The organism is Arthrobacter sp. StoSoilB19 (assembly GCF_019977275.1).
Classification (GTDB): domain Bacteria; phylum Actinomycetota; class Actinomycetes; order Actinomycetales; family Micrococcaceae; genus Arthrobacter.
In genome coordinates, this window is sequence record NZ_AP024650.1 from 3192763 (window position 1) to 3211571 (window position 18809).

General features: G+C 67.1%; 17 protein-coding genes. 4 read left to right on the forward strand and 13 right to left on the reverse strand.

What is annotated here, in order from left to right:
- Positions 1–99: 99 nt before the first annotated feature.
- Positions 100–966, reverse strand: a complete 867-nt coding sequence (gene htpX / locus LDO86_RS14710; protein ID WP_018769039.1) for a zinc metalloprotease HtpX — start codon at positions 964–966, stop codon at positions 100–102.
- 29 nt (positions 967–995) lie between these two features.
- Positions 996–2267 (reverse strand): MFS transporter, encoded by a 1272-nt coding sequence (locus LDO86_RS14715; protein WP_026265730.1) that lies wholly within the window; start codon positions 2265–2267, stop codon positions 996–998.
- 81 nt (positions 2268–2348) lie between these two features.
- Between LDO86_RS14715 and LDO86_RS14720 the strand changes: the two genes are divergently transcribed.
- The 3 genes from LDO86_RS14720 to LDO86_RS14730 all read left to right on the forward strand — a co-directional run bounded on the left by LDO86_RS14720 (position 2349) and on the right by LDO86_RS14730 (position 5111).
- Positions 2349–2834, forward strand: a complete 486-nt coding sequence (locus tag LDO86_RS14720) for a Fur family transcriptional regulator (protein WP_018769037.1) — start codon at positions 2349–2351, stop codon at positions 2832–2834.
- A 7-nt stretch (positions 2835–2841) separates the two neighbouring features.
- Positions 2842–4338, forward strand: a complete 1497-nt coding sequence (locus LDO86_RS14725; protein ID WP_018769036.1) for a catalase — start codon at positions 2842–2844, stop codon at positions 4336–4338.
- A gap of 137 nt (positions 4339–4475) precedes the next feature.
- On the forward strand, positions 4476–5111 hold the full coding sequence (locus LDO86_RS14730; protein WP_018769035.1) for a DUF2461 domain-containing protein: 636 nt from the start codon (positions 4476–4478) through the stop codon (positions 5109–5111).
- 76 nt (positions 5112–5187) lie between these two features.
- On the opposite strand, the gene LDO86_RS14735 is transcribed toward LDO86_RS14730, so the two are convergent.
- The 10 genes from LDO86_RS14735 to LDO86_RS14780 form a co-directional block, all read right to left on the reverse strand.
- Positions 5188–6750: an amino acid permease gene (locus LDO86_RS14735; protein WP_018769034.1), complete on the reverse strand. Its 1563-nt coding sequence runs from the start codon at positions 6748–6750 to the stop codon at positions 5188–5190.
- 176 nt (positions 6751–6926) lie between these two features.
- Positions 6927–7334, reverse strand: a complete 408-nt coding sequence (locus LDO86_RS14740; protein ID WP_026265729.1) for a DUF779 domain-containing protein — start codon at positions 7332–7334, stop codon at positions 6927–6929.
- Positions 7334–8356, reverse strand: coding sequence for an alcohol dehydrogenase AdhP (adhP, locus tag LDO86_RS14745; protein WP_026265728.1), 1023 nt, complete (start codon positions 8354–8356; stop codon positions 7334–7336). The genes LDO86_RS14740 and adhP overlap by 1 nt, the downstream gene beginning before the upstream one ends.
- 43 nt (positions 8357–8399) lie before the next feature.
- Positions 8400–9923, reverse strand: coding sequence for an aldehyde dehydrogenase family protein (locus LDO86_RS14750; RefSeq protein ID WP_018769031.1), 1524 nt, complete (start codon positions 9921–9923; stop codon positions 8400–8402).
- 124 nt (positions 9924–10047) lie between these two features.
- Positions 10048–11409, reverse strand: coding sequence for a helix-turn-helix domain-containing protein (locus LDO86_RS14755; protein ID WP_018769030.1), 1362 nt, complete (start codon positions 11407–11409; stop codon positions 10048–10050).
- A gap of 33 nt (positions 11410–11442) precedes the next feature.
- Positions 11443–12714, reverse strand: coding sequence for a nucleotide disphospho-sugar-binding domain-containing protein (locus LDO86_RS14760; protein WP_018769029.1), 1272 nt, complete (start codon positions 12712–12714; stop codon positions 11443–11445).
- Positions 12714–13319 (reverse strand): TetR/AcrR family transcriptional regulator, encoded by a 606-nt coding sequence (locus tag LDO86_RS14765; RefSeq protein ID WP_081620186.1) that lies wholly within the window; start codon positions 13317–13319, stop codon positions 12714–12716. The genes LDO86_RS14760 and LDO86_RS14765 overlap by 1 nt, the downstream gene beginning before the upstream one ends.
- Positions 13320–13544: 225 nt before the next feature.
- Positions 13545–13688: a DUF4304 domain-containing protein gene (locus tag LDO86_RS14770; RefSeq protein WP_018769027.1), complete on the reverse strand. Its 144-nt coding sequence runs from the start codon at positions 13686–13688 to the stop codon at positions 13545–13547.
- A 43-nt stretch (positions 13689–13731) separates the two neighbouring features.
- Positions 13732–15159: an FAD-dependent oxidoreductase gene (locus LDO86_RS14775; protein WP_018769026.1), complete on the reverse strand. Its 1428-nt coding sequence runs from the start codon at positions 15157–15159 to the stop codon at positions 13732–13734.
- Between the two features lie 75 nt (positions 15160–15234).
- The gene (locus LDO86_RS14780) at positions 15235–16230 is read right to left on the reverse strand and encodes a DNA topoisomerase IB (protein ID WP_018769025.1); all 996 of its coding nucleotides are present in this window, start codon (positions 16228–16230) and stop codon (positions 15235–15237) included.
- Positions 16231–16349: 119 nt separating this feature from the next.
- Here LDO86_RS14780 and rarD point away from each other — a divergent pair, with 119 nt between their 5' ends.
- Positions 16350–17354, forward strand: a complete 1005-nt coding sequence (rarD, locus tag LDO86_RS14785; protein ID WP_018769024.1) for an EamA family transporter RarD — start codon at positions 16350–16352, stop codon at positions 17352–17354.
- A gap of 78 nt (positions 17355–17432) precedes the next feature.
- On the opposite strand, the gene gabT is transcribed toward rarD, so the two are convergent.
- Positions 17433–18803 carry a 4-aminobutyrate--2-oxoglutarate transaminase gene (gabT, locus tag LDO86_RS14790; RefSeq protein ID WP_018769023.1) on the reverse strand — a complete coding sequence of 457 codons (1371 nt, stop codon included), beginning with the start codon at positions 18801–18803 and terminating at the stop codon, positions 17433–17435.
- Positions 18804–18809: the final 6 nt, after the last annotated feature.

Sequence of the window (18809 nt, forward strand, 5' to 3'; positions counted from 1 at the left end):
AATCTGCGCAGCGAAAATGAAGGTGCGCGTCGCCGGCGAAGGCGCAGGTCGCTGCTGAAGGCAGGGCGTCGGCAGACAGGTCCGACGGCGGGCAACCGGCTACGTCTGCCGGCCGGCCATCCGCTCCAGCCGGGCGATCCGGTCCCGCATGGGCGGGTGGGTGGCGAACAGCTTGTTCATGGCGCCGCCGCGGAAGGGGTTGGCGATCATGAGGTGGGAGGCGTTGACCAGCCGCTGGTCCTGCGGCAGGGGCGCGATGGTGACGCCGCGTTCGATCTTGGCCAGTGCCGAGGCGAGCGCCAGCGGATCGCCCGTGAGCTGCGAACCGTCCTCGTCGGCGTCGTACTCCCTGGTGCGGGAGATGGCCATCTGGATCAGCGACGCCGCGAACGGCGCCAGCAGTGCCATGGCGATCATGGCCAGGGGGTTGGCGTTGCGCCGGTCACCGCCGCCAAAGAACAGCAGCATCTGCCCCACGGACGTGATGACGCCCGCGACGGCGGCAGCCACGGATGAGGTGAGGATGTCCCGGTTGTAGACGTGCATCAGTTCGTGTCCCAGGACGCCGCGGAGTTCACGGGCGTCCAGGAGCTGGAGGATGCCCTCGGTGCAGCAGACCGCGGCATTTTGCGGATTGCGTCCGGTGGCGAACGCGTTGGGGTTCATGGTGGGCGACACATAGATGCGCGGCATGGGCTGGTTGGCGCGCATCGAAAGCTCGCGGACAATCTGGTAGAGCTGCGGCGCCTGGGCTTCGGAGACCGGGATGGCCTGCATGGCCCGGATGGCAATCTTGTCGCTGTTCCAGTACCCGTAGAAGGTGGTGCCGACGCCGATCAGGGCCATGATCCAGATGGGGGCCGAGCTGCGTGTCCCCACGCCGATGAGCCCGCCAAGGCCCAGCAGCACCGCCCACAGCACCCCGAACAGTGCCGCGGTCTTCAGTCCGTTGTGATGGTTATGCACGTTTCCTCCTCGTTAAAAGGAACGGCCGGCTAGGGAACCGGGTTCCGCGCATCGTACGTCCGGAAGCCCGGCTGCAGTTTCGCCGCCAGCAAGGCCCCCGCAATACACAGCGCACCGCCGAGCAGCAGGACCCAGCCCTCATTCAAAATCTTAGTCGCGCCACCCGCCAGCAGGTCCCCGATTCGAGGGCCGCCGGCCACCACCACGATGAACACGCCCTGCAGCCGGCCGCGGAGGTGGTCAGGGGCCGCGGCCTGCAGGATGGTGTTGCGGTAGACGCTGCTGATGGAGTCGGCAATGCCTGCAAGGACACAGCAGACGGCGGCGGGCAGGAGCCACAGGGTCACCGCCCCGGCCGGCGCGGGACCGGCCAGCAGCACCACCAGGCCGAACGCCCCGATGGACGCGCCCCAGCCCATCACCGAAACGACGACGGCGGTCCCCTGGCGGCGCACGCTGCCCAGCGGACCGGAGAACAAGCCGGCCAGGAAGGCCCCGACGGCGGTGCAGGCCAGCAGGATGCCCACGGTTGCCTCGCCGCCGCCGATCATGAGGGCCGCGACTGCGGGCAGCAGCGCCCGCGGCTGGGCAAGGACCATGGCGATGAGGTCGATGATGAAGGTCATGCGGAGGTTGGGCCGCGTGCCAAGGAACCGGAACCCCTCGATGACGGAGCGGATCCCCGCCTTGCTGTGTCCACCGGTGGGCGGCATGGGTGGCAGCCGGTAGACAGCCCATAGGACGAAGGCAAAGCTCACGAAGTCGATGGTGTAGGTCCAGCCGAACCCGAGCCACGCCACCAGGAGGCCGGCCAGCAGCGGCCCCGCGGTCATGGCAAGGCCCAGGGTCAGCATGCTCAGCGCGTTGGCGGCCGGCAGGAGTTCCTTGCGGATGAGCGTGGGGATGATGGCGCTGCGTGCCGGCTGGTTGATGGCCTGGGCCCCGCTTTGCAGTGCCACCAGCAGGTACAGCACCCACACGTTGCCGAGCTGCACCCAGGCCTGCAGTGCGATCAGGCCGGTGGTCAGCCAGAGCACGGTGGTGGCCAGCAGGGCAATCCGCCTGCGGTCGTGGGCGTCGGCGATGGAGCCGCCCATCAGGCCACCGATCACGAGGGGAACCAGCGCGAAGATGCCCAGCAGGCCCACGTAGAAGCTGTCCTGCGTCAGGCGGTACACCTCGAGGCTCACTGCCACCAGGGTGAGCTGGCTGCCGACGGCGGACACCGCCGATCCGAGCCACAACCGGCGGAATGCCGGGCTTTCCCTGAGCGGTGTGACATCGGCAAGCAGTTTCCCCACCCCCGTAACACTAGCGGGCGACACGGGAAGGTAAGCCACGCCTTATTGTGAGTTGCTAAAAATAAGTGTTTCAATGGAGCCATGATGGAGCACTTTGACGGCCAGGAAGCGTGGGCTGCAGCCCTGCGCGCCCACGGCCGCAGGGTGACCAAGCAGCGGCTGGCCGTCCTTGCCGCCGTCGAACGCCACCCCCACTCGCCTGCCGAAAGCATCCTTGCCGCCGCCCGGGCCGAGCTGCCCGAACTGACGGCCCAGTCCGTCTATGTAGTCCTCGGCGACCTGACGGACCTGCACATGCTGCGCCGCTTCGAGCCGCCGCACTCCCCTGCCCTGTATGAGACGCGTGTGGGCGACAACCACCACCACGCCATCTGCATCAGCTGCGGCCGGGTGGAGGACGTGGACTGCGCCGTCGGCCACGCCCCCTGCCTCACGCCGCACTGGAACCCGGACGCCAAGCCCATGACCATCCAGATCGCGGACGTCATGTACCAGGGCATCTGCCAGGAATGCCAGCAGGCCCAGCAACTTCCTCCCCACAGTCCCTCGCAAGAAAAAGAGAAATAGGAGAACAATGACTGCCGTTTCCACAACCCAGTCAGGCGCGCCGGTTACATCCGACGCTCACTCGAAGTCAGTTGGTGCCGATGGTGCCATCATCCTGACCGACCACTACCTCGTTGAAAAGCTCGCGCAGTTCAACCGCGAGCGGGTTCCGGAGCGCGTAGTGCACGCCAAGGGCGGCGGCGCATTCGGCACGTTCAAGACCACCGAAGACATCTCCAAGTACACCAAGGCCGCGTTCCTGCAGCCCGGCGTCGAGACCGAGATGCTGATCCGCTTCTCCTCCGTCGCGGGCGAGAACGGCTCCCCGGACACCTGGCGCGACCCCCGCGGTTTCGCCGTGAAGTTCTACACCACCGAGGGCAACTACGACCTCGTGGGCAACAACACCCCCGTCTTCTTCATCCGCGACGGCATCAAATTCCCGGACTTCATCCACTCCCAGAAGCGCCTGCCGGGCACGCACCTCCGCGACGCCGACATGCAGTGGGACTTCTGGACCCTGTCCCCCGAGTCCGCCCACCAGGTCACCTGGCTCATGGGTGACCGCGGCCTGCCGGCCTCCTGGCGCGAAATGCAGGGCTACGGCTCGCACACCTACCAGTGGATTAACGAAGCCGGTGAGCGCTTCTGGGTCAAGTACCACTTCAAGTCCAACCAGGGCGTGAACTCCATGAGCTCCGAGCAGGCCGAACAGCTGGCCGGCTCTGACGCGGACTTCTACATCCGCGACCTGTCCGAGAACATCGCCGCGGGCAACTTCCCGTCCTGGGACCTGCACGTGCAGGTCATGCCGTACGAGGATGCCAAGACCTACCGCTTCAACCCGTTCGACCTGACCAAGGTGTGGCCGCACGGCGACTACCCGCTGATCAAGGTGGGCACCATGGAGCTGAACCGGAACCCGGAGAACTACTTCGCGCAGATCGAGCAGGCCACCTTCGCGCCGTCGAACTTCGTGCCGGGCATCGCCGCCTCGCCGGACAAGATGCTGCAGGCCCGCATCTTCTCCTACGCGGACGCACACCGCTACCGCGTGGGCACCAACCACGCGCAGATCCCGGTGAACCAGCCCAAGAACCAGGTCAACAACTACAGCCAGGACGGTGCCGGACGTTACCTGTTCAACGCCCCCTCCGTTCCGGTCTACGCACCCAACTCCGTGGGCGGCCCGGCTGCCGTTGAGCCGCAGAACCCGGCCGGCGGCTGGGAGAACGACGGCGAGCTGACCCTTGCCGCGCACTCCCTCCACGCCGAGGACAGCGACTTCGTCCAGGCCGGCGCGCTGTACCGCGAGGTCTACGACGAGGCAGCAAAGGCCCGCTTCCTGGAGACCATCACCGGTGCCGTGGGCGGCGTCCAGAGCCCGGGCATCAAGGAACGCGCCATCCAGTACTGGACCAACGTTGATGCCGAACTCGGCGCCAAGCTGCGCGCCAACCTCGGCGCAGGGGATGCCCCCTCCGCTCCGGCCTCGGATGCAGAGTCCGCCAACAAGATCGGCTGACCAGGCTTCCTGCCGGCTGAACCGAAAGAACACCCCGTCACGGGCCTCCGTGGCGGGGTGTTCTGCAGTCGGGCCGCTTTTGCACATACGGCGGCGTAGACCTGGCTGGTTGCGGGCGGCAGCCCTACGCTCCGTAGATGAACACTTTCGCAGGCATCCCCGTCGAAGCTTTCCGCTTCTACGCACAGCTGGAGGACAACAACAACCGCGACTGGTGGCTGGCACACAAGGCAACGTACGAGGAATCAGTCAAGGCACCACTCACCCTCCTGCTCTCCGAGCTGGAACCCGAGTTCGGACCGGCCAAGCTTTTCCGCCCCAACCGCGACGTCCGCTTCTCACTGGACAAGTCGCCCTACAAAACTGCCCAGGGAGCATTCGCTGCGCGCCAGGAAGGCGTGGGTTTCTATCTCCAAATCAATGCTGACGGGCTGTTGATCGGTGGGGGCTACCACTCCCACACTCCCGCCCAGCTGGCACGGTTCCGCGCGGCCGCCGACGCTTCCGCCAGCGGCGCCGCCCTGCAGGACATTGTTGATGCCGTGGCCGGCGCCGGTTTTGCCATCGAGGGCGAGACGCTGAAAACCGTCCCGCGGGGATTCGACAAAGACCATCCCCGCGCCGAACTGCTCAAGCACAAATCGCTCTCCGCCGGAGTCGAGGTGGGCCGGCCGGAGTGGGTCTCCACACCCGCAGCGAAGGAGCGGATCGCGGAACGGTGGCGGCAGCTCCGGCCGCTCGTGGAATGGGTGGGCCGGTACGCGGCGCCCTGAAACGCGGCTGCCGGAAATGCGGCTGCCCGCCCGGCACAGGCCGGGCGGGCAGTTCAGGAGGAGTGGTCGCGGGCCGTCAGGTGCGGCTCAGCTCATCCTCGTCGTCCCGTTCGGCGGCGGGGGCTGCAGCGGAACCCGCGGCGCCGTTGACGCTGGCGTTGGCCTCGGCGAAGCGCTCGTTGAGCCGGGAGTGCCGCTGTCCGTACGCGAAGTAGATCGCCAGGCCAATGACCAGCCAGACGGCAAAGAAGATCCAGGTCTCCACGGCGAGGTTGGTCATCAGGTACAGGCACAGCACCGCGGAGACAACCGGCAGTACCTTGCCGAACGGGACGCGGAAGGCGGGCTTCAAGTCCGGGCGCTTCCTGCGGAGCACCAGGATGCCCAGGCTGACCACCACGAACGCGGACAGCGTGCCGATGTTGATCATTTCCTCGAGCAGGTCCACGTTGGTCAGGCCTGCCACCAGGGCAACTGCGGCGCCGCAGATGATCTGGAGGCGCGCCGGGGTGGAACGCTTGTCGCTGGTCTTGGACAGCGACCGGGGCAGCAGTCCGTCGCGGCTCATGGCCAGCACCACGCGGGACAGGCCCATGAGGAGCACCATGATCACGGTGGTCAGGCCCACCAGGGAACCGAAGGCGATGACCTTGGCAGCGGACGTGTCGCCCACGGCCTCGAAGGCAGTGGTGAGGGTGGGGCTCTTGGCCTCGGCCAGCTGGGTGTAGGACACCATGCCGGTCAGGGCCAGGGACACGAGGATGTAGAGCAGCGTCACCAGGGCCAGGCCGCCAAAGATGCCGCGGGGCAGCGTCTTCTGCGGGTTCTTGACTTCCTCGGCGGAGGTGGCCACCACGTCGAATCCGATGAAGGCGAAGAACACCAGTGCGGCCCCGGCGAAGATGCCCATGGTGCCGTACTGGGCGGGCGCGGCACCGGTCAGGAAGCCGAAGAAGGACTGCTTCAGGACGTCCGCGGCGCCGGTGCCTGCCGTGGGCTGGGCGGCGGGAACGAACGGGCTGTAGTTCTCCAGCTTCACGTAGGTGAAGCCCACCACGATCACGAACAGCACCACGCCGATCTTGATCAGGGTGAAGATGTTTCCCACGCGGGCGGACAGCTTGGTGCCCAGCACCAGCAGCACGGTGAAGATGGCCACGATCAGGAAGGCGCCCCAGTAGAGGTCCACGCCGCCCAGCGAGAGGGCCGGCGGGATGTCGAGGCCCGTGAGGGCAAACACCTTGCTGAGGTAGATGCCCCAGTACTTGGCGATGACGGCGGCGGCCGTGAACAGCTCGAGGATCAGGTTCCAGCCGATGATCCAGGCAAGGAGTTCGCCCATGGTGGCGTAGGTGAAGACGTAGGCCGATCCGGCCACGGGGATGGCGGTGGCGAACTCGGCGTAGCACATGATGGCCAGCGCGCACGTGACGGCGGCGATGGCGAAGGAGACGGTGACGGCGGGGCCCGCGAAGTTGGCAGCGGCCTTGGCGCCCACCGAGAAGATACCGGCGCCCACAGCAACGGCGACGCCCATGATCATGAGGTCCCAGGTGCTGAGGGAACGCTTGAGTTTGCGCCCTGGCTCATCGGCGTCGGCAATCGACTGCTCGATGGATTTTGTCCGCAGAAGATTCATAAGGGGGGTCACAATCCTGGTTTGTGATGGAAACAGACCTATCAACGATAGTGTCCATCCACTGGACGGCCCCAATCGTCCCGAATAGTGAGACGGCCTCTGCGCCGAATATTCTTCCGCCAACGCACTCGGGGCCCTCCTAATGGAGAGCCCCGAGGCGTAAAGCGTCGAACTTGCTAGGCAGGCCAGTCCATCAGCGTTGACCGGATCAGGAAGCGTTTGCCCTCCGGCGCTTCCACCGAAAAGCCGCTCCCCCGGCCCGGTACAACGTCCACGGTCAGGTGGGTGTGGCTCCAGTAATTGAACTGTTCCCGGGACATCCAGAACTCCAGCGGAAGTGGCTGCAGGCCGTCGGACAGGTCGAACAGCCCCAGCAGGACGTCCGAGTCCCCCGTGATGAAGTCCCCTGCCGGGTAACACATGGGTGAGGACCCGTCGCAGCAGCCTCCGGACTGGTGGAACATGAGCGGTCCGTGCCGGTCCCAGAGCATCCGCAGCAGGTCCACGGCCGCCGGCGTGAGCGCCACCCGGGAAAAGTCTTCCCCGGGCAGCGTCACGGCGGCGTCCATCCCGTGGTCCGGCATCAGAACCTCAGCACCACGCGGCCGTCGATCTTGGCGTGCTTCATCTCATCGAAGACGGCGTTGACCTCGGAGAGCTCCCGGACGGACACTGTGGGGCGGATCTTTCCCCTGGCGTAGAAATCCAGCGCTTCCTCAAGGTCCTGCCGGGTTCCGACGATGGAACCGCGGACCGTCAGCCCCTTGAGCACGATGTCGAAGATCGGCGCCGGAAAGTCCCCCGGAGGCAGTCCATTGAACACGATGGTGCCGCCCCTGCGGGCCATGCCAATGGCCTGTCCGAATGCTGACGGATGCACCGCCGTAACCAGCACCCCATGGCACCCTCCTGTTTCACGCTGGATCACCTCTACCGGATCTTCATGCAGCGCGTTGACGGTCACTTCCGCTCCGTGGGTCCTGGCCAGGGCCAACTTGTCGTCCGCGACGTCCACGGCGGCCACCCGCAGGCCCATGGCGACGGCGTACTGGACGGCGATGTGCCCCAGCCCTCCGATGCCGGAGATGGTGACCCACTGCCCCGGCCGGGTCTCGGTCATCTTCAGGCCCTTGTAGACGGTGACGCCGGCACAGAGTACCGGCGCCACCTCGACGGGGTCGGATCCCGCCGGTATGCGCGCCGCGAAGCGTGAGTCCACGAGCATGTACTCCCCGAAGGACCCGTCCACCGTGTAGCCGCCGTTCTGCTGGGCCTCGCAGAGGGTCTCCCAGCCGGTGCGGCAGTACTGGCAGTCACCGCAGGCGGACCACAGCCAGGCGTTGCCCACCACGTCTCCGATGCGGAGGTCGGTGACGCCTTCACCCAGTGCCACCACCTCCCCCACGCCCTCGTGGCCGGGAACGAACGGCGGGGCGGGTTTGACCGGCCAGTCCCCTTCTGCTGCGTGGAGGTCGGTGTGGCATACGCCGGTGGTCAAGACTTTGACCAGTGCCTGGCCGGGCCCGGGTACCGGCATGGCGACGTCCTGGACGGACAGGTCGGCACCGAATTTGGTTACTACTGCTGCTTGCATTGTCGTCGTCATTGGCGAAATCCTTGCGTCGTTGTGGCGGGGGGGTAGTGCTGGCCTAGAAGAAGCCCAGCTTGTTTTCGTCGTAGCTGACCAGCAGGTTCTTGGTCTGCTGGTAGTGGTCCAGCATCATGGCGTGGTTTTCACGGCCGATGCCCGAGGACTTGTAGCCACCGAAGGCGGCACCCGCCGGGTAGGCGTGGTAGTTGTTGACCCAGACACGGCCGGCCTGGATTTCCCGGCCGGCGCGGTAGGCCACGTTGCCGTTGCGGGACCAGACACCGGCGCCCAGCCCGTAGAGGGTGTCGTTGGCGATGCCCATGGCGTCGTTGTAGTCGCTGAACTTGGTCACCGCCACCACGGGCCCGAAGATCTCCTCCTGGAAGATCCGCATCCGGTTGTGGCCCTCAAACACGGTGGGCTGGACGTAGAAGCCACCCGCCAAATCGCCCGGGAGTTCGGCGCGGGCGCCGCCGGTGAGGATCCTGGCGCCTTCCTGCTTTCCGATGTCAATGTAGGACAGGATCTTCTCCAACTGGTCGTTGGAGGCCTGTGCACCAACCTGCGTATCGGTGTCCAGCGGGTTGCCCTGGACCATCTTTTCCACCCGGGCCACGGCGTCCGCCATGAAGGAGTCGTAGATGTCCTCCTGGACCAGCGCCCGGGACGGGCAGGTGCAGACTTCGCCCTGGTTGAAGGCGAACAGCGCGAAACCTTCCTGGGCCTTGTCGTAGAACGCGTCGTTCTCCTGGGCAACGTCGTTGAAGAAGATGTTGGGGCTCTTGCCGCCCAGTTCCAGGGTGACGGGGATGAGGTTCTGGCTGGCGTACTGGCTGATCAGCCGGCCGGTGGTGGTCTCGCCGGTGAACGCGATCTTCCGGATCCGGGAGCTGGAGGCCAGCGGCTTGCCGGCCTCCACGCCGAAGCCGTTGACCACGTTCAGCACGCCGGCGGGCAGCAGGTCCCCGATGAGTTCCACCAGCACCAGGATGGAGCTTGGCGTCTGTTCGGCGGGCTTGAGCACCACCGTGTTTCCGGCGGCGAGCGCGGGTGCCAGCTTCCAGACGGCCATGAGGATGGGGAAGTTCCAGGGAATGATCTGGCCCACCACGCCGAGCGGTTCGTGGAAGTGGTATGCGGTGGTGTTCTCGTCCAGCTGGGAGAGGCTGCCTTCCTGGGCACGGACGGCTGAGGCGAAGTAGCGGAAGTGGTCCGCCGCCAGCGGCAGGTCCGCGTTCAGGGTCTCCCGGACCGGCTTGCCGTTGTCCCAGGTTTCGGCGACGGCGAGCATTTCCAGGTTTTCGTCGATGCGGTCGGCGATCCTGTTCAGGATTGCGGCACGTTCCGCTGCTGAGGTCTTTCCCCAGGACGGTGCCGCCTTGTGCGCCGCGTCCAGCGCCAGTTCGATGTCTTCGGCCGTGCCGCGGGCCACCTGGCAGAACGCCTTGCCCGTCACCGGAGTGATGTTGTCGAAGTATTGCCCCTTCACGGGGGCCACCCATTCCCCGCCGATCCAGTTTTCGTACCGGTCCTTGAAGGTGACCTTCGAACCGTCGGTTCCCGGCTGTGCGTAAACGGTCATGTGCTTAGCTCCTTTGCTGTGCAGAAGGCGGGCCCCAGGGGCCGTTCGCCGTTGGAGACAGCGTAGGAGTTGGCAGGTTGCAGCCAGGTTGCAGGCCTGTGGCCGGTGTCACAGGGGGGCGTTGTCAGGCGCGCAGTTCGGCTTCCAGCCGTTCCAGGTCGGCCACGACGGCGGCCCGCTTGGGTGAGCGCGGCGGCAGGAGGCGGAGCGCGGCGCGGCGGATTCCGACGTCGTCACTTGCCTCGGGAAGCGCGGCGTACTTGAGCAGGGACTCGGCACTTCCATCCGTGAGGACGGCCTCCCGGAGCAGGGACGAGACCCTGTTCCTCAGCTCGATGATGCCGGGCGCCTCGGAGCGCGGGAGCACGCCGCCACGGTAAATCTCCAGGGCAATCCGGTGTGCACCGCGCTGCAGGCAACTAAGCACCTGGCCGGTGTCCGGCACCAGGTCGACAGGCAGCCGGTAGGGGCGCGAGCCGGGAACAGCGTCCGGGGAAAGCTGTTGGATGACCTTGCGCAGGCGGACCATCTCGGCGCGCAGCGTCATGGTAGGGCCGTCCCCGGGATACAGCAGGGCGCTGAGTTCCTCCGCGGTGAGCCCGTCCGGGTGGGTGCTGAGCAGGGCCAGGATCTCGCTGTGCCGGGCGGACAGCGAAACCGTCCTGCCGCCCAGGCTGAGCAGCGCCTGGTCGCGGCCCAGCAGCTGCAGGCTGTTCCGGTAGAGGCTGCCTTCCTTGGCACCCTGGCCCTGCCTGGCGGCGGACGCCGGGGACCGCCGTCGTACGGGCTTCCTGGCCAGCTCCGCCGCGCGCTGCAGGCGCTCCACCCGCAGCTGCGCCTGCGCGGCCGCCACGGTGGCCTCCACCAGCGACAGCGTATGCGGCGCCACCGCGGTGGCTGTCCCGGTGATGTCCACGACGCCCAGCACGGCGCCTGAATCGGGGTCGTGGAAGGGGACGGCGGTGCAGCTCCAGGGATGGACGGCCCGCTGGTAGTGCTCGGCGCCGGCGATCTGGATCCCCTTGCCCAGGGCCAGGGCCGTTCCCGGGGCACTGGTGCCAACACTGGCCTCGGACCAGTCGGCACCGGGGACGAACATCATGCCTTCGGCGCGGCGCTGGAGCGTGGGGTCGCCGTCCACCCACAGGAGCCTGCCCACCTCATCGCCTACGGCCACCAGGAGGCCGCTGTCATGGCTGGGCTGGACCAGGAGTTTGTTGATGACCGGCATGATCGCTGCAAGGGGGTGCTGCCGGCGGTAGTCCTCCAGCTCGTCCCAGTCGAAGGCAAGCGGCGCGGCCGCATTGTCAGGATTGGCTTTGAAGCCGGCGGACCGTAGCCACGATTCCCTGATGAGTTTGCGCAGGCCGGGGATTTCGGGCGTGGCATCGCCCAGGCCCGGCATCTCTGGAATGGCACCGTCCAGGCGCTCGTGACCTGCCAGCGCGGCGCGCTGTCGCGGTTCAGGCTGGAGCAGGTTCGTCATCAAACTCCCGGAAAGTGCAGGCTTCTGGCGCGGCTAGTCTAGCCGTACCAGTTCCTCCAGCGCATCCACCCCTGCCACTGCTCCACCCGCGGCAGCGTAGCCCTCCGCAACCCGCCGCGCCCCCGGCGCCTTGGTCCGGGCCTGGTGGACGGCGGCGCGGAGCCTTTCCGGGGTGAGGTGCTTCCGGCTCAGCCGCACCCCGGCGTCGGCGGCCACCACCCTCGCCGCCACCTCGTGCTGGTCCCTGCCGAACGGAACCACCACCACGGGCACCCCTTTGGCGAGCGCCTTCTGCGTCGCCCCCATGCCGCCGTGCGTGATGGCGACGGCGGCGCGGTCAAGGACGGGACCGTGCGGCACGAAGTGTTCCAGCCGGGCATTGGCCGGGACGGACGCAAAGGCTTCGGCGCCGGATGCCCGGTGCGCCCCGGCGGACCCGGTGTCCGCTGCCGGCAGGGTGGCCACCACGGTGAAGGGTTCAGCGGCCAGGCCGGCCAGCGCCGCCCGTACCAGGGCTTCGTCGGCCTGGTATTCGGAGGATGTGGTCACCAGGACCACGGGGTCCTGGCCATCCCCGAGCCAGGAGGGAGGCTCCGCGGGCGGTTCCCAGCCGAGCGCGCCGATCATCCGCACGTCCGGCCCCCAGTCCGGATGGGGATACTCGAACGGCTGCGACGTGGCCACAAGCATCAGCGGCGCGGTGCGGAACATCTCGTCCGCACCGCTGACGGGTAGCAGTTGGCCGGCGGACAGCTCCGCCCGCAGCGCGTTGATGTGCGGCAGCATCAGCTTTTCCACGGCGCCGGTCACCAGGCGGCGGGCCAGTGCATCACGGGCCCTCCCCAGCGGGCCGGACATGGGGGCAAGCCCGGGTCCGAACGGCGGCGTTCCCCTCGACTGGAGCGGCGGGGTGTAGGGGCTGAAAGTGGCCCACGGCAGCCCCGAGGATTCGGCCTGGATGCGGGCTCCCCAGGCGTTGATGTCGATGAGCAGCAGGTCCGGGCGAACGTCATCAATGGCCTGCTGCAGGTCCGGGGCGTCGAACCGGGCGCGGGCCGTGAAGGTCTCCACGCTGGAAGCCAGGGCCGCCTTCGCGTTGTTGGCGCGGTAGTCAGTGGCCTCGACCGCAAGTATCCGGTCATCCACCGGTCCGGCATGGAACCCCGCCTCCATGAGCAGCGGGACCTGCCGGCGCAGGGTACGGACGTGGACACCATGCCCGCGGACCTTCAGCTCCTGGAGCAGCGGGACCATGGGGAAAAGGTGGCCGATGGCGGGAGAGGTGTAGGCAAGGACGGTGGACATCAGGGCCTCCGGATGAAGGGTTCCAGCATTTCGAGCAGGCAGTGGGCCACGTGGTCGCGGCTGAGCCCGGCATCGAGGCGCAGCAGCTTCCAGGTGTAGACGTCGCAGAGGGCGACGAACTGGGCAAGGCGGCGCTTCCGCTCTACCCCGTCCGGCAGGAAGTCATCTGCCAGGAAGGGCGCGAAGACGCGTTCGCACCACTGCCGGTGGAGCTGCCGGCCGCCTTCGGTGATCTCTGCGAGGACAGGGGACGTTTCCTCCTCGGCCAGCATCTTCAGGGCCAGGGCGCCGGTGGTTTCGTAGTGTTCCAGGAGATTGTCGACGGCGGCGGGTACGTCGCCGGGAGGAGCGGCACCGCGCTGGCCGGCAACCTGCGCTGACGCGAATTCCGCCGTGGCGTGGATCAGGCCCGGGCGGTCGCCGAAGCGGCGGATGACGGTCTGGACGGTCACCCCGGCCCGTTCAGCAACGGCATTCAGCGTCACGCCGGCGAGCGGCCCCTCCATGAAGAGGTCCAGCGTTGCCTGCAGGATCCGGCGCCCGGTTGCGGCGGCAGAGGCCGCACGCTTCCGGGAGTCGTAGGCACGGGTTCCCGCCATATTCATGTTAATCAGACTAACTTGAATACGGCTCTGCGGCCAGAGGTCACCGGGCCAGGTTTACAACCAGGGCCCGCCCGACCCATCAGATGCCCCCTTCACGGCCAGCGCCTCCAGCTGCCCGTCCGCGCTTCCAACAAGCAGTGAGAGGCGGCTGCGAACGTGGGAGGCCTGCTCTTTGGGGGTTTTCGCCTCTCCCAGAGGGCGCAGCCACAGTGCAATGTTCACGTATTACTGCAGTCCATACTGCGATTTCTGCAATTCGGCCACAGTGATCACGTCATCGGTGTCGCGGTACCAGGATCCGCTGTGCTTCGAGAATCCCGCACCCTTCATGAAGCCGTCAAAAGTGGTTTGAATGACGTTCCTGCTCATGGCCCTCCCTAAGTAACCACCTGCTGGCGGAGTGCGGCCGGAGTCAGCCGCGGGAGATGCGGATCATGTCCTCGCGCGGCACCACTTTGATCCGTTCGCGCACCACGTGGTCCAGGCCTTCGGGTCCGGTCCAAGCGGCCCCGAGTCCAGCCTCATGGGCGTCGAGCTTGTTCCACCCTTCCCAGGTGGTGTATTCGATGCCGCGTTCCTCGAGCAAGTCGATGATGGCCTGGGGATCCGGGTTTTGTGCAGCGGGGAGGTTCGGCCGGTCCTCCAGCAGGAAGCCGATGGTCTCCAGCGCATCGCCCTTGGTGTGGCCGATGAGCCCGACGGGTCCGCGCTTGATCCAGCCCGTGGTGTAGATGCCCGGGACGGGGTTCCCGTCGGCATCCAGGACGCGTCCGCCCTCATTGGGGATGACGCCGCGCTTGGCGTCGTACTCCAGTTCGTCCAGGGCGGAGCCGTGATAGCCGATGGCCCGGTAGACAGCCTGGACGTTGTATTCGACGTACTCCCCGGTGCCCTTGGCGTTGCCGGTCCCGTCCAGCTGCATGCGCTCAAACTTGATGCCGCCCACCCTGCCCGTGCCGTCGTCGAGCACTTCCACGGGGCTGTGCAGGAAGTGCAGGTGCAGCCTGCGGGAGGAGGGGCTCTCCGACTCCGCGTGCTCCTCAACCAGCCAATTGGTGAGCGTGTTCACCATGGTCTTGACCTGGTTGTTGCTGCGGATGGCCTCATCCGAGGCCTCGTCGAATTCAAAGTCCTCCGGATACAGGACGATGTCCACGTCGTCCATGTGGCTCAGCTCGCGCAGCTCCAGCGGGGTGAATTTCACCTGGGCCGGTCCGCGGCGGCCGAAAACGTGGACGTCCGTGACGGGCGAGGACTTCAGGCCCTGGTAGACGTTGTCCGGAATCTCGGTGCTCAGCAGCTCCTCGGGGTGCTTGACCAGCATGCGGGCCACATCCAGGGCCACGTTGCCGTTGCCGATGACGGCGATTTCCCTGGCCTCGAGCGGCCATTCCCGGGGAACATCGGGGTGCCCGTCGTACCAGGACACGAAGTCGGCGCCGCCGAAGGAACCCTGGAGGTTAATGCCGGGAATGTCCAGGTCCGCGTCCTTCACGGCGCCCGTGGAAAAGATCACGGCATCATAGAAGGCCCGGAAATCGTGCAGGGTAAGGTCCCGGCCGTAGGTCACGTTGCCCAGGAACCGGATGTCCCCGCGGTCCAGGACCTTGTGCAGGGCGTTCACGATGCCCTTGATGCGGGGGTGGTCCGGGGCCACGCCGTAACGGATCAGTCCGTAGGGCGCGGGGTAGGCCTCGAAGAGGTCGATGCTGACCTGGAAGTCGCCGTCCTTCACCCCGCTGGACTTGGTGAGGATGTCCGCAGCATAGACTCCTGCCGGTCCTGCGCCGACGATGGCGACGCGGAGGGGACGGTTGGCGGTTTCGCTCTTGTTGGACACCGGGAGCCCTTCTGAACTGGTCCTGCTCACGTTTCATGAGACTGCGCCGCGTCATGCAGCGCACAGTCCCCCATTCTAGTTGGCGGCCAGGGCCACCACCTTGCCTTCGCGGTACAGGAGTGCCCGGAGTTCGGCCTCCGCCGAGTCCAGGCGCTTTGGATCGATGGTTTCGCCGTCATGGAAGTGGTCCAGGACGCGGGGGTCCACGTAGCTCTTCCGGGCGATGGAGGGTGTGTTGCCCAGCGTCTCCGCGGCCTCGTGCATGGCCCGGCTGATGGCCCGTTTCCGTTTGGCCGCCGTGCGCTGGGGGCCGGTCCGGGCAAGGCTTGCCGCCGCGGCCACCGTCCCGCGAAGGGTGCGGAAATCCTTGGCGGTGAAGTCCGATCCGGTCCGCTCCTTCACGTAGGCGTTGATGTCCGCGCTGGTGACCGGACGCCAGGTCCTGCCCTCCTTGTAGGCCAGGAGCCGGGCGTTGGGCCCGCGGCGCTTGAGGAGGCGCAGCACGGCGGCGAGGTCCGGGTCGCGGATCTCCGATTCCCAGTCCTTGCCGCTCTTGCCAGGGAAGCGCAGCAGGATGCGGTCCTTGCGGACCTGGACGTGGGCGCACAGCAGGGTGGCCAGGCCCCGGCTGCCGTTTTCGTTGGTGTAGCGTTCGGATCCGACGCGCAGGGATCCGCTGTCCAGCATCCGGAACGCGGCCGCCAGGACCCGCTCGCGGGTGAAGCCATCGCTGCGCAGGTCCATGGTGACCATGCGGCGTGCCGCGGGCAGCGATTCGGCCAGCTGGAGGGACCGGTCGAACTTCACCCGGTCCTTACGCTCACGCCACTCCGGGTGGTAGATGTACTGGCGACGGCCCACCGCGTCCACCCCGGTGGCCTGGATGTGGCCGTTCTCAAACGGGGCAATCCAGACGTCCGTCCACGCGGGCGGGATGCCGATGCTCTCCAGCCGGTCACGGACGGGACCGGGCGGCAGGGTGGAGCCGTCCAGGTCCCGGTAACTGAAGCCTTTGCCTGCCGGTACCCTGCGGTAGCCGCGGCCCGAGGCGTTGCTGCGCCGGAGCCTCATGGGGCCGGCTGCGGGGTACGGGCACATGTCATGAAAGAAAGCCTACTGACTATTTTCGCGTTTTCCCGCCTGCCTCCCGGAATACCTGCCCGCGGGCTGCTGTTATGGAAAGCGTGCCCATGCCAGAAGGAACCCCCGTAGCCACCTCCCCCACGTCACGCTCCACGGCAGGTGATGCGGTGCCCGCGGGTCCCAAGGCAGTCGCCGGGGATTCGACGGCGGGAATGCTGTTCGGCATCGGCGCGTACGTTTTGTGGGGGCTGCTCCCGCTGTACTTCTTCATCCTGATGCCGGCCGGCGCCGTCGAGATCGTGGCCAACCGCGTGGTGTGGTCGCTCCTGTTCTGCGCCCTCCTGATCACGGTCACCCGGGCGTGGGGTGTGCTGGCTGCCGCGCTGAAGGACCGCCGCGTGTTTGGTTCCCTGGCGCTGGCTGCTTTCCTGATCGCCATCAACTGGCTGACCTATACCTACGGCGTGACCACCGGGCAGGCGGTGGAAACGTCACTGGGCTACTTCATCAACCCGCTGGTCTCGGTGCTCCTCGGCGTGCTGGTCCTGAAGGAAAAGCTGCGTCCGCTCCAGTGGGCCGCGGTGGGCGTGGGCTTCGTGGCCGTGGGCGTCCTCACCTACTCCTACGGGAAGTTGCCGTGGATTGCGCTGACGCTGGCGTTCAGCTTCGGCCTGTATGGCTTCGTCAAGAACCGGGTGGGGTCGAGGGTGGACGCCATCACCAGCCTCAGCGTGGAGACCATGGTGCTGGCACCGCTGGCCGCCGTGGCGATGGTGGTCCTGGCCGCGAACGGCAGCTCCACGCTGACTTCCCAGGGGCCCGGGCACTTCTGGCTGCTGCTGGCGTCCGGCGTGATCACCGCCGTTCCGCTGCTCTTCTTCGGCGCCTCCGCGCGGCGGCTGCCCATGACGACTATCGGGCTGCTGCAGTACTTTGCCCCCGTGCTGCAGTTCCTGGTGGCGCTGCTGGTGTTCCGGGAGGCCATGACCGTGGAGCGCTGGATGGGGTTCGGGGTGGTGTGGCTGGCACTGCTCCTGCTGACCCTGGACATGCTGCGGACGGCGCGCAGGAACTCGGTGGCCCGCCGGGCAGCGCTCCGCCAGGCGGCCTAGAAAGCGTCCGATGACAAAGAAGGTGGGCTCCCCACCGGGAGCCCACCTTCTTTGCGTTGCCGGAGGGAGTCGTTCCGGTTAGGCGTTGGCCTTGATGGCGGCGGCGAGGACATCCAGGCCGTCGTTCAGCAGTTCGTCGGTGATGACCAGCGGCGGCAGCAGGCGGATGACGTTGCCGTAGGTGCCGCAGGTGAGGATGATGACGCCTTCCTTGAGGCAGGCGGCGGCAACAGCCTTGGTCAGTTCCGGGTTCGGCTCCTTGGACCCTGCCTGGACAAGTTCGACGGCGAGCATGGCGCCGCGGCCGCGGACGTCGCCGATCACGGCGGTGCCGGAGCCGGCCAGTTCAGTCTGCAGGCCGCGGAGCCGGCCCAGCGCGAGTTCCTCGATGTGGCGGGCACGGCCGTTCAGGTCGTACTCCTCCATGGAGCCGATGGAGGCCAGCGCCGCGGCGCAGGCCACCGGGTTGCCGCCGTAGGTGCCGCCCAGGCCGCCGGGGTGGACGGCGTCCAGCAGGTCGGCGCGGCCGGTGATGGCGGACAGCGGCATGCCGCCGGCGATGCCCTTGGCCATGGTGATGATGTCCGGGACGACGCCCTCGTGGTTCACTGCGAACCATTCGCCCGTGCGGCAGAAGCCGGACTGGACCTCGTCCGCGATGAAGACGATGCCCTTTTCCTTGGCCCAGGCGGCCAGCGCGGGCAGGAACCCCTCGGCGGGAACGATGAAGCCGCCCTCGCCTTGGATGGGCTCGATGATGATCGCGGCCACCTGGTCGCCGCCGATCTGCTTCTCGATCATGGTGATGGCACGCTTGGCGGCCTCGGCACCGGTGATGGAGGGGTTTTCCTCGCGGTACGGGTAGCTCATGGGCATGCGGTAGACCTCGGGAGCGAACGGTCCGAAGTTGGTCTTGTACGGCATGGCCTTGGCGGTCAGCGCCATGGTCAGGTTGGTGCGGCCGTGGTAGGCGTGGTCAAAGGCGACGACTGCGTCCCGGCCGGTTGCCAGGCGGGCCACCTTGACGGCGTTTTCCACTGCTTCCGCGCCGGAGTTGAAGAGGACGGTGCGCTTTTCGTGGTCGCCCGGGGTGAGGCGGTTCAGCTGCTCGGCGACCGCCACGTAGCCTTCGTACGGGGTGACCATGAAGCAGGTGTGGGTGAAGTGCTCCACCGCTTCCTTGACGGCGCCGACGACGGCGGGATCGGACGCTCCCACGCTGGTCACGGCGATGCCCGAGCCGAGGTCGATGAAGGAGTTGCCGTCGACGTCGTGGATGATGCCGCCGTCGGCGTCTGCAACGTAGACCGGGACGCTGGAGGCGACGCCGGCAGCCACCACGGACTTGCGGCGTTCGGTCAGTGCCACGGACTTGGGGCCCGGGAAGTCGGCCTGGACGTTGCGCTTCTGCTCCAGGCGGTAGGTGATGTCTGATGCGGTGGTGGTCATGGGAAG

Coding starts and splice junctions, on each gene's coding strand:
- LDO86_RS14720 (WP_018769037.1), top strand. CDS start 2,349: ATGATGGAGCACTTTGACGGCCAGGAAGCGTGGGCTGCAGCCCTGCGC.
- LDO86_RS14725 (WP_018769036.1), top strand. CDS start 2,842: ATGACTGCCGTTTCCACAACCCAGTCAGGCGCGCCGGTTACATCCGAC.
- LDO86_RS14730 (WP_018769035.1), top strand. CDS start 4,476: ATGAACACTTTCGCAGGCATCCCCGTCGAAGCTTTCCGCTTCTACGCA.
- LDO86_RS14735 (WP_018769034.1), bottom strand. CDS start 6,750: ATGAATCTTCTGCGGACAAAATCCATCGAGCAGTCGATTGCCGACGCC.
- LDO86_RS14740 (WP_026265729.1), bottom strand. CDS start 7,334: ATGCCGGACCACGGGATGGACGCCGCCGTGACGCTGCCCGGGGAAGAC.
- adhP (WP_026265728.1), bottom strand. CDS start 8,356: ATGACGACGACAATGCAAGCAGCAGTAGTAACCAAATTCGGTGCCGAC.
- LDO86_RS14750 (WP_018769031.1), bottom strand. CDS start 9,923: ATGACCGTTTACGCACAGCCGGGAACCGACGGTTCGAAGGTCACCTTC.
- LDO86_RS14755 (WP_018769030.1), bottom strand. CDS start 11,409: ATGACGAACCTGCTCCAGCCTGAACCGCGACAGCGCGCCGCGCTGGCA.
- LDO86_RS14760 (WP_018769029.1), bottom strand. CDS start 12,714: ATGTCCACCGTCCTTGCCTACACCTCTCCCGCCATCGGCCACCTTTTC.
- LDO86_RS14765 (WP_081620186.1), bottom strand. CDS start 13,319: ATGAATATGGCGGGAACCCGTGCCTACGACTCCCGGAAGCGTGCGGCC.
- LDO86_RS14770 (WP_018769027.1), bottom strand. CDS start 13,688: ATGAGCAGGAACGTCATTCAAACCACTTTTGACGGCTTCATGAAGGGT.
- LDO86_RS14780 (WP_018769025.1), bottom strand. CDS start 16,230: ATGAGGCTCCGGCGCAGCAACGCCTCGGGCCGCGGCTACCGCAGGGTA.
- rarD (WP_018769024.1), top strand. CDS start 16,350: ATGCCAGAAGGAACCCCCGTAGCCACCTCCCCCACGTCACGCTCCACG.
- gabT (WP_018769023.1), bottom strand. CDS start 18,803: ATGACCACCACCGCATCAGACATCACCTACCGCCTGGAGCAGAAGCGC.